The 16,775-nt window shown below is 43.2% G+C and carries 12 protein-coding genes and 1 pseudogene; 5 read left to right on the top strand and 8 right to left on the bottom strand.

Annotated elements, in window-relative coordinates:
• Position 1: 1 nt before the first annotated feature.
• Both FXV77_RS07260 and FXV77_RS07255 read left to right on the top strand, forming a co-directional pair.
• The gene (locus FXV77_RS07260) at positions 2-907 is read left to right on the top strand and encodes a right-handed parallel beta-helix repeat-containing protein (protein WP_222867732.1); all 906 of its coding nucleotides are present in this window, start codon (positions 2-4) and stop codon (positions 905-907) included.
• Positions 908-1,065: 158 nt separating this feature from the next.
• Positions 1,066-2,515 (top strand): annotated as a pseudogene (locus tag FXV77_RS07255) (IS1182 family transposase).
• A 187-nt stretch (positions 2,516-2,702) separates the two neighbouring features.
• On the opposite strand, the gene FXV77_RS07250 reads toward FXV77_RS07255, so the two are convergent.
• Complete coding sequence (locus FXV77_RS07250) at positions 2,703-2,885, bottom strand: hypothetical protein (RefSeq protein WP_148918553.1); 183 nt, start codon at positions 2,883-2,885, stop codon at positions 2,703-2,705.
• A 135-nt stretch (positions 2,886-3,020) separates the two neighbouring features.
• Between FXV77_RS07250 and FXV77_RS07245 the strand changes: the two genes are divergently transcribed.
• Entirely contained in the window at positions 3,021-4,520 is a 1,500-nt protein-coding gene (locus FXV77_RS07245) for an acyl-CoA dehydrogenase family protein (RefSeq protein ID WP_148918552.1), read from the top strand.
• A gap of 15 nt (positions 4,521-4,535) precedes the next feature.
• Here FXV77_RS07245 and FXV77_RS07240 read toward each other — a convergent pair whose 3' ends face one another.
• From FXV77_RS07240 to FXV77_RS07210, 7 genes are all read right to left on the bottom strand, one after another.
• Complete coding sequence (locus FXV77_RS07240) at positions 4,536-4,889, bottom strand: MFS transporter (protein ID WP_246162330.1); 354 nt, start codon at positions 4,887-4,889, stop codon at positions 4,536-4,538.
• Positions 4,873-5,139, bottom strand: a complete 267-nt coding sequence (locus FXV77_RS07235) for a LacI family DNA-binding transcriptional regulator (protein WP_148918551.1) — start codon at positions 5,137-5,139, stop codon at positions 4,873-4,875. Before FXV77_RS07235 ends, FXV77_RS07240 begins: the two co-directional genes overlap by 17 nt.
• 121 nt (positions 5,140-5,260) lie before the next feature.
• Positions 5,261-5,632: a hypothetical protein gene (locus FXV77_RS07230; protein WP_148918550.1), complete on the bottom strand. Its 372-nt coding sequence runs from the start codon at positions 5,630-5,632 to the stop codon at positions 5,261-5,263.
• 534 nt (positions 5,633-6,166) lie between these two features.
• A complete protein-coding gene (locus tag FXV77_RS07225; RefSeq protein WP_148918549.1) occupies positions 6,167-7,687 on the bottom strand; it encodes a RagB/SusD family nutrient uptake outer membrane protein in 1,521 nt (506 codons plus the stop codon).
• 22 nt (positions 7,688-7,709) lie between these two features.
• A complete protein-coding gene (locus FXV77_RS07220; protein WP_148918548.1) occupies positions 7,710-10,985 on the bottom strand; it encodes a SusC/RagA family TonB-linked outer membrane protein in 3,276 nt (1,091 codons plus the stop codon).
• 518 nt (positions 10,986-11,503) lie between these two features.
• Positions 11,504-12,814, bottom strand: a complete 1,311-nt coding sequence (locus FXV77_RS07215) for an ATP-binding protein (protein ID WP_148918547.1) — start codon at positions 12,812-12,814, stop codon at positions 11,504-11,506.
• A gap of 95 nt (positions 12,815-12,909) precedes the next feature.
• Positions 12,910-14,442 (bottom strand): gliding motility protein RemB, encoded by a 1,533-nt coding sequence (locus FXV77_RS07210; protein WP_148918546.1) that lies wholly within the window; start codon positions 14,440-14,442, stop codon positions 12,910-12,912.
• Positions 14,443-14,678: 236 nt separating this feature from the next.
• On the opposite strand from FXV77_RS07210, the gene FXV77_RS07205 reads away from it, so the two are divergent.
• On the top strand, positions 14,679-15,263 hold the full coding sequence (locus FXV77_RS07205) for an RNA polymerase sigma factor (protein WP_148918545.1): 585 nt from the start codon (positions 14,679-14,681) through the stop codon (positions 15,261-15,263).
• A gap of 131 nt (positions 15,264-15,394) precedes the next feature.
• The gene (locus tag FXV77_RS07200; protein ID WP_148918544.1) at positions 15,395-16,609 is read left to right on the top strand and encodes a FecR family protein; all 1,215 of its coding nucleotides are present in this window, start codon (positions 15,395-15,397) and stop codon (positions 16,607-16,609) included.
• Positions 16,610-16,775 lie beyond the last annotated feature (166 nt).

The following is a 16,775-nucleotide window of genomic DNA, read 5'->3' as shown; positions in this document are numbered from 1 at the left end:
ATTGCACCAACAAGACTATTATCCGGAGGATGTAGATAGTTGTACCATTTCGGGCATTACATTCTGGAACATGAGCCTGTATATACGCAACGCCAAAAACGTACACTTCAAATGGTGTATTTTCGACTACGGCGTCAAAAAGGCGGACACGAATAAGTCAACAGACTTACACGACGCCTACATTAGACTGATCAACGCCGAAAACGCTATGGTTTCCAATTGTGTATTTTCCCGACGTTCGGGAAATAGCGGTCGTGGGGTATGGGTCGGCTCAGGGACTACGGGCTCAAAAGTAATCAATAACACCTTTGGTAATGGTGGCACTACTGGTCATTTTATCACGGCTATTAACGACAATTCCGAAAGCAACAGCCTTATCTCGGGCAACACCATTGACCGCACGTTATCGCTGAATGCAGAAGACGAAAATACCGATCATGGCATATATGCCCATAGTTTTGATGGCTTGACAATCCATAACAATACCATCAAAGGTTGGCCAGCAAATGCAAGTGGAGGTGCTATTAAAGCGCGTAATGGTCAACATCTAAGTATCACCGATAACACGTTTTATGACTCTGGCATCTTGTTATACATCTATATCAATCCAAGCACATATCCATATTTAAAGTATGTCGAGATTAAAAACAACAGCATCCATATAGATTCTCTGGTAGGTGGGATGTACGGGGGGATTGGATATTGGAGGCAGGGAGGTGTAACCGGCATCGAAGAATCGATTCTTATCCGCGATAACATTTTACCCAACGGGTCGATCTCGATTTCTGCATCCAACGGATTCGACGCTACATCCTTTAATAGTTCCGGTGGAGGAGTCTTTGATAACGACCTTCATTTACCATTTCTGTCTCTACCAAGCGGTGTGAACCAATCTGGAAACCATTGATTCATCAAGCGAATTTAGGACGAGGGAATTAAAAAAAGAGACCCTAATGGGAGGGCACTGAAAAAGTCCCTTTTTAGATTGGGCTAAAAAAAGGAGTAGAAACAACAGTTTTCTGCTCCTTTTTTCGTATCTTAAAGTAGGCTTAAACGGACATCAGGATGCTCTCTACCCAACAAAAAATACAGTTCAGTTCCTATTCAGGACTGTACGATATCATTGTTCCAAAAGACAATCTTCTTCGAAAAATAAACGATCTTATCGATTTTAGTTTTATCTATGACGAGCTTTTGGCTAAGTACTGCCACACGAATGGCCGTACAGCGGAGAGCCCTATCAAGATGTTCAAGTACCTTCTGCTAAAAACGATCTACACGGTTTCGGATGTAGATGTTGTTGAGCGTTCCAGATATGACATGTCCTTTAAATACTTTCTTGAAATGGCTCCAGAGGAGGATGTGATCAATTCAAGTTCCCTGACCAAGTTTCGCAAACTACGATTAAAAGATATGGATCTATTGAACCTGTTGATCAATAAGACCGTAACTATTGCTCTTGAAAAGGGTATTATAAAATCAAGGTCCATCATAGTAGACGCGACCCATACCCATTCCAGATCGAACCCCTATACTGCACTGGAAGTCCTCAAGGAACGCTCCAAGCAATTGAGAAAGGCGATATATCAGATCGATGAGGAATACAAAGGGAATCTGCCACACAAGAACGAATCCAACGACCTGGATCAAGAGCTTACCTATTGCAGGGAATTACAGAGGGTCCTTGACCAGGATCAATCTATCAGTGAAATACCGGCTGTAAAGGAAAAGTTGAACCTGTTGAAGGAAACCATTGAAGACACAAAAGAATACTATCTGCTCTCTAAAGATGATGAGGCCAGGCTTGGACGTAAATCAATAGATAGCAGTTTCTTTGGTTATAAAACACACCTGGCGATGACCGGGGAACGGATCATCACAGCAGCGGTGGTTACTACGGGTGAGAAGGGCGATGGCCCGGAACTGCCCCGGCTACTGGAGATCAGCCAGCAGAATGGAATGGAAGTGGATACGATAATAGGCGATGCCGCATATTCTGGAAAAGACAACCTCCAATTGGCAAAAGAGCAGGGCATTGATATCATCGCTAAATTGAGTCCGGCAGTCAGCCAGGGATGCAGGAAAGAAGGAGATCACTTTCACTACAACAAGGACGCGGGGATGTTTGTCTGTCCAGCCGGTCATCTGGCCATAAAGAAAGCTCGGGGCGGCAAAAAGAATGTTGCAGGAAATCAGGTTGATAGCTATTTCTTTGATGTGGAGAAATGCAGGGTTTGCCCTCTCAGAGAAGGATGTTATAAGGAAGGCGCAAAATAAAGATCAGATGGCCTTTCAGGAAACCGAATATTATCGAAGTAAATCCAGGGAAAGGTATAAGATAGAGGCAAAGAACAGCGAGCTCAAGAATGTCCATGGATATGGGAGGGCTGATTCCTATGGTATCCAAAACATGGAAATGCAGGGTGCTATGGCCATCTTTACGGTAAACTTGAAAAGAATCCTCAAATTGATTGCCTCAAAAAGAAACCAATTGGGATGCTCAAAACTCAAATAGCAAGTCCTCGTCGATTAGACCTTCAATAAGGTCATTTAAAAACAAACTTCCAGAAATCCTTTGAACAAAAATGACCGAGTAAGGAGAACCCTATACTGAGTCATTTCTTTAAGTCTCATTAAAAAGTTGAGACTTTTTCAGTGCCCTCGCTACCGGGCGTCTCTTTTTCTATCGACAAGGACTATAGTTAGAGTGTACCTGGTTCTCGGTGAACCATCGGATCGTCGTGTTTGCGAGGATTTTCCGTTTCTTCGGGCAGGGGTGGTATGTAACCACTGCCTTCATTCGTATCCTCTTTCTCGCTTTCTCGTTTCTCCTTCTCTAACTCCTCTTTTGTCTTCGGATTATTTTCATTTTCTGGCGTATTCATAATATATACGTTTTAAAAAGTTCAACATTCCATTCTATATAAATAACGGTTCAGATCCAATTTTGTTTATATACCCCTTCATTTCCCAAAAAAACAGATATATTTGTTGCTAAAGAAAATTATAAAAAACGTTACATGGAATTGGTGAAGGAAGAATTATCCGTATTTATAGCACGATTTAATCAAGCACTTAGACGGGTGTTTCATGAGCAACAAGATATCAACGAAATGAGCCATGACCGGGGCCTGCCTCCACACGTATGGCGGGATATCATGGATACCCATCCGCTTGCTGTTGCTATTCCGGTGGAATACGGCGGGCGCGGCAGCATCGTCAAAGAGTGCTTGAGCATCTTGTCTGCCGCTTCATACGAATCACTACCTTTATCCTTGACGTTCGGTATCAATATCGCTTTGTTTTTGGAGCCTCTGGCCAAATATGGCGACGCCAAAATAAAAGAAAAAATCTTTCCGGAATTTTTAAGCGGTCAGCGTATGGGCGGGCTCATGATCACCGAACCGGACTATGGAAGCGATGCCTTAAACATGCGGACATCCTACCAAACCATGGATGAAGGCTATGCCATCACTGGCCGTAAACATTGGCAGGGTTTGACCGGTCAGGCGGATTACTGGTTGGTTGCCGCCCGAAAAGATTTAGGAAACGGCGAGCTTGCCCGGGATGTTGACTTTTTTGTCACGAACAATGCCGAAGCAAAACAACGTATTACCGTAGAAAAGCTATACAGCAACCTCGGGTTATACATGATTCCTTATGGCATGAACCTGATCGATGTAGAAGTTCCCAACTATCAGCGTCTACAACCGGAAAGTACCGGCATTAAGATGATGTTGGATATCTTGCACCGCAGCCGACTACAATTCCCAGGCATGGGTATGGGCTTTATCAAGCGTATGCTGGACGAAGCGCTCCAACACTGTACCACCCGTATGGTGGGCACAGGAAACCTTTTGGCCTTAGACTCCGTACAATTTCAACTTTCGAGAATACAGACCGCTTTCACGATCTGTTCGGGTATGTGTGCCCGAAGCAGTGCGATCAGCGGTATCGAACATAACCTAGCCACCGAAGGCCTTGAAGCCAACAGCATGAAAGCGTTAGTGACCGATTTGATGCAAGAGTCCGCACAGCTCTGCCTACAGGTATCCGGTGCTAATGGGTACAAAATTAGCCACATCGCGGGAAGAGGGATTGTGGACAGCCGACCGTTCCAGATCTTCGAAGGATCGAACGAGATGCTGTATACCCAGATTGCCGAAATCGTCTTGAAACGGATGAAGAGACAAAAAGAGACCTCTCTTTATCAGTCGCTATCTAAATTTGCGCCAACCGAGAAAGTAGCACCCCGCTTCCGGGAATATCTACAATTTTTGATACCGGAAAATCTTGTCCAACGCAAATTAGTCGATCTGGGGAAAATCGTTGCACGCATTGTCAATACACAATACGTCATCAACATGCAGGAAAAAGGGTTCCGAAAAGACTTGGTCGAAAACTGTGTATACAATATGCAGCTCGATGTCGCACAGTTAGCGTCCAGTTTATCGCTCCGGAATCACGCGGAACTCGTTGTGGCCTATCAGGGTGAAAGTGATTGGTTAGATTTTTCGTAATCCAACCAATCACGACTACAATGCCTCTTGGATTTCCTCTAATGACTTTCCTTTTGTCTCCGGCATAAATTTCCATATAAAAAAGAAAGAAACGGCCATCATAATACTATAAAAGAGGAAAGAATAAAAACCACCGTTCGGATTTCCTTCCGCAATAACAGGGAATACCCATGAAATGGCTGCAGCCATTATCCAGTGGGTGGAACTTCCGAGCGAACTGCCTTGCGAACGAACATTATTCGGAAATATTTCTGCAATGAACACCCAAATTACAGCCCCCTGCGAAAATGCAAAGAATGCTATAAACCCGATCAGATAAATCAATACCGACGAAGCGCCTGCTATCCCCTGACTAAAAGCGTGTGCCACCAAGGCCAAAAAAGGAGTCGCCGATATTTTCTACGATCAGGCCAATACTATTGGTCTTTCCTGTCGCGAGACTTTTTGCCATATAATTTGGCGTATATCCGATTTCCTTAATGTACTCGAGCACACGCTGTTCCTGCTTTTTGCTAATTCTGTGAGCCTCGGCCTTTCCATTAATGATAAAGGATACTGTGGATTTGGTCACACTCAAGTGTTTCGCGATATCATTAATAGAAGGTTTTTTATTTGCCATAACAGTTTAGTGTACGCTGATGTAAAAAGACTTCCTATAACTAAAAACAGGCGGCCCTATTCGTGTAATGGGCCGCCTGGCAAATTTTATCTGGAATTAAACGACGCTCGTCGTTTCGCAATCAATCGTCTTGAGTTTGTAGCTGGTGCTCTAACCGCGTTACTTTGTCTATGAGCAGATTACGCTGCGCTACAATCTGTGCATTTTCCTTTTCAAGTTCTCGCAATTGCTCTTGTAATCCAACTACCTTTCGTAGCAATGAGTTTTCCGTTATCACGTATTCGTGAACATTAGCGTTTGGCTCCGCTACTTCTTTTATCGTATTCGCTCCAAATGCGCTATGTTGGATTAAGGGTGAAATGGTTTTCATCCAGCTCAAAATAGTTCGCTTATCTCTTACGTCGTACTTCTTCATGGCTTCTTCCAAAAGTAATTCTCCTGAAAGAATAGCCTTCACAGCCTCTATTTGCGTTTCTTTTCTACTCTTTTTCATCTTGCTTTCTCGTCTGCCTTTTATAGGTGAAAGGCGTTTTTTTGTGCTTAAATATATATATGTCGTATAAACAACATTTACACAGGAACGCATTATTTTTTTTCTGAATTATATCTACAGAAAGTTATTTTCGGCTTTTTTTATCAACTACTATACGCCTTTATCTCTCTATAACAATGTTTTTCGAGTACCTCTAAAATTATGCCAAAAAAATATACAATTTCGCAAATTTACATAGTTACCTATGCAACTAAAAACATTTTTTTCAAAAAGCATAGAAGGGGGAAGAGCCTGTATGATGCACATCAGACGAGGTACCTTGCAAAGGTTCAGTATTGGTTAATATCTATTTGATACACTCCCCCTTTTTCACCTATTTTAACATATTTGTCTAAAAAAAAAGGAGGCGTATTTTGGAAATACGCCTCTATGTCAGCTCTCTAGAGAGTATGGAAACAACATGCTGTCCCTTGGCAAAATATAGGGAGAGGGGGAAAAGGTCGCCTTGTGAGACAGCCTTCTTCTGTTTATTTTTTAATAACCAGGATTCTGATACATTTTTTCCGGGTTCAGCTGATACTCGTCAAATGGAATAGGATAGTATCTGTCTTTGGTCGAAATATTCGATAACAGCGCATTTCCATAGTCGGCCTGACTCTTTGCCTTAAAGTAGTTCACAAGTTCTTGCGCATCGTAATTGCGGACAAGGTCAAACCAGCGGTGGTTTTCGAAAGCCAGCTCTACACGACGCTCGTGCAAGATAGCCTCTTTCAGCGTGGGATACTTGCTGCTGTAGTCCGCGTTATTTCTCGATAACGCATACGAAGGAAGTCCAGCTCTCTCACGAACCTCGTCGAGCAGCGCAATCGCTTCTGCATCTTTTCCCAGGTTCATTTTAGCCTCCGCCAGCAACAACATCACATCAGCATACCGGATCAATATCCAGTCATTTCCTCCCCAACCTTGATCCCCAGCTTCATTACTATTGTCGCGAAATTTCGTGATGAACCAATCGTTCACCTGCGGATCCGTGGCAAACCTGATGGAAAAATCTTTCCGGATATCGTTTTCTTCATAGTCTTTTACCAAATCTTTGGTCAGGTTTCCTCCAGACCCGGTTGATGGGTATCTGGAGTTGATCGTTTCGCCACGCGCCTGATTGTTGCGGGCGATCGACGAACTATAATTTTGATCACCCTGCAAATGTTGCACTTGAAAAATCAATTCCTTACAGTCCATCTTCCTATTCACGTCAAAAACTTGCGCATACGGTATTTCGTTCAGTTTGCCGAATGTGCGCATGTTATAGGTCGCTGTTAAATGTTGCTCGGCCAGCTGAAATTCATCGGCGCCACTATCCTCCAGCGTAGCCCCCATCGTAAGATATACTTGGCCAAGGATAGCATGGACAGCCGCTTTGGATGCCCTTCCCACCTCATATTCCACTTGTGTATCAGGCAGATCACTATCTAGTGCATCATGGAGGTCTGCTACGATCTGTTGGTAAACAACTGCTTCTGGCTGTCTGAACGCTAGTTCACTTGCTTGCTCCTTACTGGCCACCTCTACCGTAGATATTGGAAGATCCCCAAATTTGCGCACTAAATGAAAGTATAGCAATGCCCGAACAAATCTCGTCTCTGCGATGTAACGCTTTTTCATATCCTCCGAACTGAAAGTCACCTGATCAATTCTTGATAAGATCGTATTACAACGCGCTATTCCCTGGAACATATCCGCCCAATGATCCTTTAGGTAGGGATTGCTTGGCGCAATCGAAAAATCATTAAACTGGAAGGGTAAGCCTGCATTGGACTGATTATCGTTTCGACCCGTATTGTCCGAGCGTTCTTCACTAAACAGCGCGCTTCCTTCGCCCAGCGTGTTGCCTTTGCGCAAAACTTCGTACATCCCGTTCACCGCCAGCAGCACATCATTTTCCGTTTCAAAAAATCGCTCTACCGTCACCCTATTCGGATCTAGTTGATCTAAGAAATCCTGTTTACAAGCGCCCAAGCTCAACAACAAAAATGGCAATATATATCTTTTCTTCATTATCTTATTTTTTAACAACATGCTAGAATGTAACTTTCAAACCTAAATTATAACCTCTAACCAACGGATACAATCCATAATCTACCCCCGGGGTCAGATTTCCACGTTGGTTATAATCAGGTTCAGGGTTATATCCTTTATACTTCGTGATGGTAAATGGATTCTCTACGCTCGCATACACGCGCACGCCGGCAATCCGTAGTTTCTCCGTCAAATTTTGCGGCAGGTTGTAGCCCAACATCACATTGGTCATGCGTAAGAAAGACCCATCCTGCAAATAGAAAGTAGAAAGGCGTGTATTGTTACTCTGTGTACCCGCACGGGATGCCCGGTATACCTTACCGTTACCCGGATTCTCTGCCGAACGGTATCTTTGTGCTACATCAGCATATTGATTACCCGACCCTTCCATATTATACAAATAGTAGTCATAACCATCCAGCACCATATTACCCTGTGACCCGTTAAATGAAGCACGGATATCAAAGCTTTTATAACGCGCATTGAATGCAAAACCGTAGGTGAAATCTGGATGCGGATTGCCAATGATACGTTTATCTGCGTCATTTACCACCCCATTGCCATCCACATCTTCGAAATAAAGATCGCCCGGTTGTATAGGATTAGTAGAGCCCACAGATGGCGCCAAATCGCGATAGTTCTCTTCGGTAGCGATACCCAATACTTTAAATCCGTAGAACATACCAATCGGGCTTCCTTCTTGTGTAATATGGGTGAGGTATGAACGTTCAGCACCATTTGTCGTGATGGTCGCGGCACCGCCTAGGTCAAGCACCTTATTACGGTTGACGTTGATATTACCGCTAAAACCAAGTTGAAAATCCCGCTTCTTGATTAAAGTGGCATCCAATTGGATATCAAACCCTTTATTTTCTACTTTACTGTTACGCATATTCGTCAGGATGGAAGTCGTTCCCGATATCGCCGAAACAGGTTGGTTGAATAAAAGGTCAAACGAGCGGCTTCGGTAAAGATTGGCCATCACATTAACACGGCCATTCCATAGGCCGATATCGATTCCTCCATTGTATTGGGACGTCGATTCCCATCCTAACCCCAAATCCTGAAAACTATCCGACCAATAACCCGTTACCACGCGATCGTCGATAATCAAACCATTTGGCGAGCTCATCGTCGTGGTATGTCTATAATCGCCGATATTGTTATTTCCACTTAATCCCCAGCTTGCACGCAGTTTGATGGAAGACCCCATACCTAACCAGTCTGTATAGAAGTCCTCGTTAGAAAGTGTCCAGCCTGCAGAAACCGAAGGGAACGTTCCCCACTTGGATTCCGGTCCAAATCGAGACGAAGCGTCTGTACGGAACGATGCAGATAAAAAGTACTTCGCATCATAATTATACATCACGCGGCTAAAATAAGACTGTAACGTCGTGACCCGTTTAAATGTTTCGGGATTGGTGAGGGTCCCCGGAATCAGTTCGAAATTGGTTGGGTTAGCACCCTTATCCGTTATTTCGCCAATCTTATCGTGCTGAAAGCCATTAGCCCGCATCAAAATCTGATCAATATCCGTACGCTGTGCAGAATAACCTAACAACGCGTTAAGTTGGTGCTTTTCATTAAACGTTCTATTAAACGTCAAGGTTGCTTCCACCAATTTATCGATCTCGCTTCTCGTTCTTGCATCTGCATACGCGGCATTGATTGCCTGGCTGGAGTACGGCGGGTTGTTCCCATTCGAGATGCTGGTCGGGCGATAATAGTCATATTTTTCATCATAGGTCGATAAGCCACCATTTACCTTTAAGTTCAAGCCCGATACAATCTCGAAATCGGCAAAAGCATTATACAACCCCCGTTTCCCCCGACGATTATCCTTAATTTGTGTTGCATACGCCAACGGATTCTCCGGATTCTGGATCCCATAATTATTTGCCGATAAGTCCGCCATCAAATATTGGGCATAGCTACCGTCTTCATTATAGACAGGAAGCGTTGGCAAATAAATCAGTGCAGCCATGGATGGGCTTCGATCGTACCTTCCGGTAGAAACTTCGTTGTTGTCATTATAGGTAAAGGAGACGTTTGCCCCTACGGTCAGACGGTCACTGACTTTGGCGTCTAGGTTCGTACGGAAGTTGAAGGTCTGTTGGTCCGTGCCCAGCATGATCCCTTTTTGATTTTGATACGAAGCGCTGGCTAAATAGCGTGCTTTGTCATTGCCGCCATATGCCGACAGGTTGTGCCGTTGAAACGGTGCATTTCGGTACAGGGCATCCTGCCAATCGGTATCATATTGTGAAGGTTTTGCCGTTCCTGTCGCAAAATCATAGTATTCTTCCGGAATAGTGACAGAGCCCGCATTTCCAGGTACACGTTGTACCCGTGTTGTGTTATCATCCATACGCATCGCATCCGACCAAGTTCCTCCACCGTTGACAATCAAATCCCGATAAGCGTTGTTACGGCCATCGATCAACAGATCGATATACTCTTCGGCATTGAGCAAGTCTATTTTTTTAGAAAGCTGACCAAAGCCCGTCAACAACTCATAATCCACATTACTTTTTCCTTCTTTACCCCTTTTGGTCGTGATCAAGACAACTCCCCCCGCAGCACGAGAACCATAGATTGCCGCCGAAGCCGCATCTTTCAACACATCAATCGTCTCAATGTCATTTGGGTTTATATTTAGATTATTGCCTGCAGGGTAGCCATCAATAACATACAAAGGATCGGATGAAGCATTAATAGATCCCATCCCACGTACACGAATCTTGGTACCATCATAAGGAGCCCCAGAAGTCTGCATAACCTGTACACCTGCCACCTTACCCACTAAGGCTTGCGATAATTTTGGAGAAGACAAGTTGAGTTCTTCCGCCCTCACGCTGGCAATCGCCCCCGTGACATCCGATTTTCGGACGCGCTGATATCCAATGGATACCAGAACCTCATCGATCTCCTGCGATTGGGATGTCAACGTGAATAAGATATCCTGATTAGTAGATGTTTCTGCTGTAGTGGAGTTAAATCCGATAAAATTGACAGACAGGTGATCGCCTACGACCCCCTGAATAACAAAAGCGCCATCCAGACCTGTTTGCGTAGAAGACTTTGTCCGGTCGTTGGTAACCGTAGCACCCGCTATCGGGTTTCCTTGCGAGTCAACTACTTTTCCTCTTAAAGACGCTTGGTTTTTATCAATCTGATTGACCTGGCCATTGACTTTTATAACATGAGCATTTACGGATAGGGAAGTCGCACTTAACGAAAGTAATAGCCAAAGAAGTTTTGATGGTTTAGAACGCATGTTTCATTTAATATTTGCAGCAAACCTACTGGTTTATTGTTAGCGCTATATTAATTTCATTTTACGAAATAGTTAGCTATGCAAGTGCACTTCGGGAAGTACAACGATAATCGGGCATGCCAGAAGGCGAACTTTGGTGACCGAACCAATAGAAAACATCGACTTGAGGGAATTGGGAGCCGTCGAGCATCCCTAACTCGCCCTATCAGAAATCCGCGCTAGATACCGGCAGGCTTTAGACAAATTAACCTACACCCGTCCATATTAATAAATCATTAAATCCCACTTTTCATCTAGTGGTGCGGGTTCATTTTATCATTGTTCTTAGTAGAGCACAAATTATTAACGGTGCCTAAACAAAACACTACATGAACAGACCATCAAGAGTCCAACCGCTGACGATATAAAGCAAAGCGATAAGACCTTCTCTCCTTTCAAACCGCGTGCATCAAAAAGTAGCGGAGCTAGCCGTTGATTTTTTCGATAAACATTTAAGATAGGACCGAGACCTTGCGGTTTTACATATCCTTCATAGACAAACCTCGTAAGCTCACTTGGAATGGCGCAAGTTCTTTCTCTAAAGCTTTAGCCTTATATTGTAATACGTTTAAGTCAATTTTCTTGGGGTTTCTTTTTACTTCAGCTAAGATTGCCGTTTTATCCAGATGATTCAAGGCGACGATATCAATTTCATTTTGTCCCTTATTATCCCAAAAATTGCCAATTTCGGTAATACGCTCTTCCAAGCTTATCTTTTCACGGAAGTACTGTTCCAATAATAACCCGCTGTATTGCTCGTATCCTCTCTCCATAATTTCACGCAGCAAATCCAAGCGTCCTATTTCAATAAGTGCCTGATGCGGATATATAAACCTAAACCAAAAGCGCAGATAATGATCCCGCAGGAACCACTTACTTTTACGACTATTTGGTTTAGAAAAAATAGGTTTATTGCGCGCAATTAAAGAATAATGCTGTTCAAGGTTATTTAAATAGGATCCCGTATTTTTTTCGATAATGGAATCAATCTCACTTTGTGTATTTTTTCCGGCTGCGATCAACTGAAGAATAGAGAAATACGTACCGTATTCTTTCCCAAACTCCGCGATCAGGACATCCTTCCCTTCACTTAAGAATGGTGAATCCTGACGTGTTATTATATCCAACATCAGGTCTTTCCTCACCGCCCCATCTTCCATCAACAACTCGATGTATTTCGCAACTCCCCCCGATATCATATACAAACAAAGAAGATCTTCTGGCCCAAAATCTGGATTATAATCGCCTAATATCTCCTTAATTACATCTACCTTAAATGGGCGGACAATCATTTTGGATGTCAACCTGCCAAATAAGGGTTCTTTACTGTGCTCAAATATTTTGGTCATGAGCGAATACACGGAACCACAAACGATTAGATTAATCTTTGCCTGATCTTTATATTGATCCCATAGATCCTGGATATCACTGAATATAGAAGAATTTACATTTTCAAATTCTTGGAATTCATCAATTATGAGCGTAAAATGTTCTTTTATAGCGAAAAGCAAAAGTTGCTCAAATAAATCCCTAAAGTAATTTATTGTGCCGAAGATACGGAGTCCAAGCATCTGTTCGGCATCCTTTTGAAATTGCTGACATAACAGGTTTTCATTTTTTCGAGAAACAAAAAGATAAAGATATGTTTTGCCTTTGACGGATTCCATTAAAAGTGAGGTCTTACCGACACGCCGCCTTCCGATTACGGCTTGAAAGCAAGCGCTCTGCATCGACCGTTTGAAATTACTGTCCAATAATTCCAGCTCTTTATGCCTATTGTAGAATTTCATCTTGAATTTAGCTAACAGCCATTAATTTAATGACCATTAACTTAATGGCCATTACAAAAATAACATATATAATATAAATTCAAGCATTTTTCTTGTTAATCTCCATATTCCCGTTGGAATGTTCTAAAAGAAGAACGCAATCCAAAGGTGAAAATCGTCGCATGATGATAATCACCCGTAACGGTGTTTTTGTTGCGGCGATCAATCAAACCCAATTCCCACCGCAGGTTATACTTGGGGTTCATTACATAGGAGAAACGGATTTCATGGTAAAACAAGTTATTTAGGTTTCCTTGTCCGATGTGGAAACCTTCCTCTGTGACCTCCTCCTTAAAAAGATCAACGCCAACATTACGAGCGTCAGTTGGGTCTAGCCCGTAACGTGCATACATCGTCTGACCATAAACTTCCCAGCGGTTCCAGCGATAGGTGGCAATCCCCAACACCTCCCGGAAATTGGCTCCCCGAGGATGTGCCAACGCTTCTCCGTTACTGGTATAATTAATCCGGCTGTTAGGATGTTGATACGTATAAGGGGCTGCCTGATTATACTCCGCCGTCACATTCAGGTTCGCCACGTCAAACAAATCAAATGTCTTTCCGCCCAGTTGAAAAGCGGTCCGGTGGTTGTCGTTACTTCCGAAGCCAAACTTGGAGAGATCATCCGCATACAGTTGCCCATAGAAGATGTATTTCTGCCAAGGCTGGTATTTCACATTCAGACCCAACCCACCGTTCGCTTTCCCTCCAGCGCCCTGATTGTTCTGCGCCCATATCAAGGAATGGAAAAGTCCAAGAGATACCTTCTCACCTGCTAGATAATCAATATAATGAAAAACTCCATACTTAACGCCATTCCCCAGTCTGTCGGAAAAAGGATCATCGCCATCCGCCAGACGCGGATTTCTTAAATCGTTCATATAAGCCCAGATCGAGTGGTACTGCCAGCGCCCGACCGTTCCCGATAACCGGGCATGTGTAAAATTATACGGATTATCGGATACTAAAACAGATCTATACCCTTCACCGATATGGAGCTTATCATAGGCTACACTCACCTGAAACGCATCCGAGAAATGATAACTCATATTAGCCGTAGAGTTCATCCAATCGTATTTTCCGGTATTGATATTTTTGGAATATCCTTGTCCCGGCAAATTGCCGATCCCACGTGCCGCACTATCGATAAAACTCGGATAGCGCGCCTGGTTCTCATAGAAACTAACAAACAAAGAAAACTTCTTGTTCACCGAGAGGCCAGCCTGCGCACCACGCGTATTCGTCCACAACGTTTTGCTATTTGTACCACGCTCCGCACCCATAATAAAATCAGGCATGAAATCCAGATAAAAAGTATGGTCATCTTTCGCTACTTCTATCAAATGCTCCTGAAACAACTTCCGGTACCACCAACTTCTGGTTGTGTCTCGTGGACCAATTTCGTGCCGTGCATCTATATTCGTTCCTATAAACGGTTTCACTGCTGTATGTGCCAAACTATCCCCATGTATCTGTGTCATGTTTCGTTGATACTGCTCGTAGGAATAAGGTTGGTAATGGATCTGGGATAGGCCTGTTTTAGCGAATAAAAAAGCTAAAACGACGAAAGCGATACGTGTATACTTCATGTTAAATAGTCAGAATCGAATATAATCATGAATCCTCGCATTTTCTATGCCAAAATATACCGTAAGATACCGAACGTACTTTACACAACCAGTTTCTACCCCCTGTCTTCGCGGCCAATTATCCCGATGAATAATGACGATAGAACCAGAATGCACTTATTAATAATGTGTTAACAAAAAGATAACTATTGACCTATATTTTCATTCTTTAACTTTGGGCAATTTATCGCTGTACAATGTCCAAACAAGAAATTGATGGTATTATCAGAAAATGGCTTAACGGTAACGAACCGGTTTTTAAAGATGTCGTAGAACATTATTATTACCAGCTGTTCGCGTTTGCTCAACAAATGACTCCAAGTAAAGAAGATGCAGAGGAGTTGGTCATGAATGCTTTTTTAAGATTATGGCAACATAAAAATCGGATAACATATGTATCCAGACCGGATGAATATCTTTTCGGTATCCTACGCCGGGAAATTATTGGGCACGCCAGAAAGCGGATTTTAGCAACTGAACCCATAGAAAATATAGAACTAACAGCCTTGGGAACCGTCGATCATCCCGAACTTTTCTTATCGGAAATCCACACGAGGTATCAAAAGGCACTGGACAAACTAACTGAACGCCAAAGAACCGTGTTCCTGCTTAGCAGGGACCAGGATTTGACCCGACAGGAAATTGCTGATAAAACGGGCATATCCATCAACACGGTGGGTAACCACATGAATGCAGCACTCAAAATCCTACGCGAGGAAATGAAAGAATATCCCGAGGCTTTTCTTCTGGTATTATTGCCCTTTATGGGTTCCCTTTATTAAATTGTTATTAACCCTCCCCTTCCTATATTAATAAATCATTAAATCCCACTATTCGCATAGTGGTAAAGATTCCTTTTCTCATTGTTTATGGTAGAGAGCATACTATTAACTGTGTCTAAAGGAAGAAATACATGAACAGACCATCAAGAGAAACGCTAATTCGCTACTTCAAAGGGAAATGTCTACCACATGAAATTGAACTGGTAGAACTTTACCTTTCCCTGGATGTTGACAAGGAATTTGTTGAATCTTGTATAGAAAATGTTTGGGATGAACTGGAGGAACGCACAAAACAAATTCCAGATGACAGACGTCTGGAAAAGTTCAAGCAAGAGCTTGATCAACAACTAAGGACACAAGTACAGCTTCCACCGCTGGATTACCCCAACAAAAGACGCTATTTTAGACTAAGCTTGTGGACGAAGTCTGTTGCAGCAGCTGTACTCCTGATCGGAGCTGGACTTTGGGCCTTTCATAATATCCAACCAAAGATTTCCATGCCACAAGTTAAGCAAGCAGAAAGCGAGGGGTTACCCGGAGATGACAAGGCGTTTCTCACGCTGTCTGACGGCTCCATTATCACCCTTTCAGAAACCGAAAACGGACAGATAGCGGCACAGCATGGGCTGCGGATCGAGAAAACCATTGAGGGCGAGATTGTATACAAAGTCGATGGACAGACTGCAACTGACGACAACGCTTCCAACAGTATAGTAACGCCCAATGGTGGCCAGTACCGCGTTATCCTGCCTGACGGTTCGAAAGCGCTACTGAATGCTGCTTCCTCCCTAACCTATCCAGTAAAATTCACGGGAAAAGAACGACGGGTAAAAATGAGCGGAGAAGTATACTTCGAGATAGCAAAGGCGGTCAATAGTAAAAATCAACATATTCCCTTTTTTGTGGAAACCTTAAAACAGGAAATCCAGGTCCTGGGAACCACTTTTAACGTAAGCGCTTACCAGGACGATACTTATCACTATACCACATTGGTTGAAGGAAGTGTACGCCTCACCTCTACGGCAACTGGCGGGTCAACGTTACTGAAACCTGGGGAGCACGCCATTGTCGATCGAGATATTTCTGTATCCGCGGTAAACATAAAACAGGAACTCGCATGGGTAAATGACTATTTTGTCTTTAGAAGCGAAGAACTGCAAAGTATCCTTAAGAAGATCGCAAGATGGTATGATATTGAGGTGGATTGCCCCTCAGACCTTGGTAAAAAGAAGTTTACGGGAAAAGTGTCCCGCAGCCAACCATTATCGGCGGTAATCGAAATGCTATCTTCCGTACAAAACATCAATGTAGAACTAAAAGAGAGGAGGCTTATTGTGAAAAAATAGCTGCCCTAAAACCGGACATAAAACAAAGAGGCGGAGATGCTACCAACATCCACCGCCAGAAGTTAAAGTCATTAAAAAAGTTTCGTCAAGTATAATCAACAACAATAACTATCAGACAAAAGTATGAAATATTCACATGAATATTCTCTATGGCCATTAAAGAACA

Origin of the sequence: Sphingobacterium phlebotomi, assembly GCF_008180195.1 — a bacterium.
Lineage (GTDB): Bacteria > Bacteroidota > Bacteroidia > Sphingobacteriales > Sphingobacteriaceae > Sphingobacterium > Sphingobacterium phlebotomi.
The sequence above is the reverse complement of the archived record's forward strand: the minus strand, read 5'-3'. Positions and strand labels throughout refer to the sequence as shown.

What these genes read in the sequence shown, in the direction of transcription:
- FXV77_RS07220 (WP_148918548.1), bottom strand. Translation starts at nt 10,985, where the DNA reads ATGCGTTCTAAACCATCAAAACTTCTTTGGCTATTACTTTCGTTAAGT.
- FXV77_RS07230 (WP_148918550.1), bottom strand. Translation starts at nt 5,632, where the DNA reads ATGAAAAAGAGTAGAAAAGAAACGCAAATAGAGGCTGTGAAGGCTATT.
- FXV77_RS07205 (WP_148918545.1), top strand. Translation starts at nt 14,679, where the DNA reads ATGTCCAAACAAGAAATTGATGGTATTATCAGAAAATGGCTTAACGGT.
- FXV77_RS07225 (WP_148918549.1), bottom strand. Translation starts at nt 7,687, where the DNA reads ATGAAGAAAAGATATATATTGCCATTTTTGTTGTTGAGCTTGGGCGCT.
- FXV77_RS07245 (WP_148918552.1), top strand. Translation starts at nt 3,021, where the DNA reads ATGGAATTGGTGAAGGAAGAATTATCCGTATTTATAGCACGATTTAAT.
- FXV77_RS07210 (WP_148918546.1), bottom strand. Translation starts at nt 14,442, where the DNA reads ATGAAGTATACACGTATCGCTTTCGTCGTTTTAGCTTTTTTATTCGCT.
- FXV77_RS07215 (WP_148918547.1), bottom strand. Translation starts at nt 12,814, where the DNA reads ATGAAATTCTACAATAGGCATAAAGAGCTGGAATTATTGGACAGTAAT.
- FXV77_RS07250 (WP_148918553.1), bottom strand. Translation starts at nt 2,885, where the DNA reads ATGAATACGCCAGAAAATGAAAATAATCCGAAGACAAAAGAGGAGTTA.
- FXV77_RS07235 (WP_148918551.1), bottom strand. Translation starts at nt 5,139, where the DNA reads ATGGCAAATAAAAAACCTTCTATTAATGATATCGCGAAACACTTGAGT.
- FXV77_RS07200 (WP_148918544.1), top strand. Translation starts at nt 15,395, where the DNA reads ATGAACAGACCATCAAGAGAAACGCTAATTCGCTACTTCAAAGGGAAA.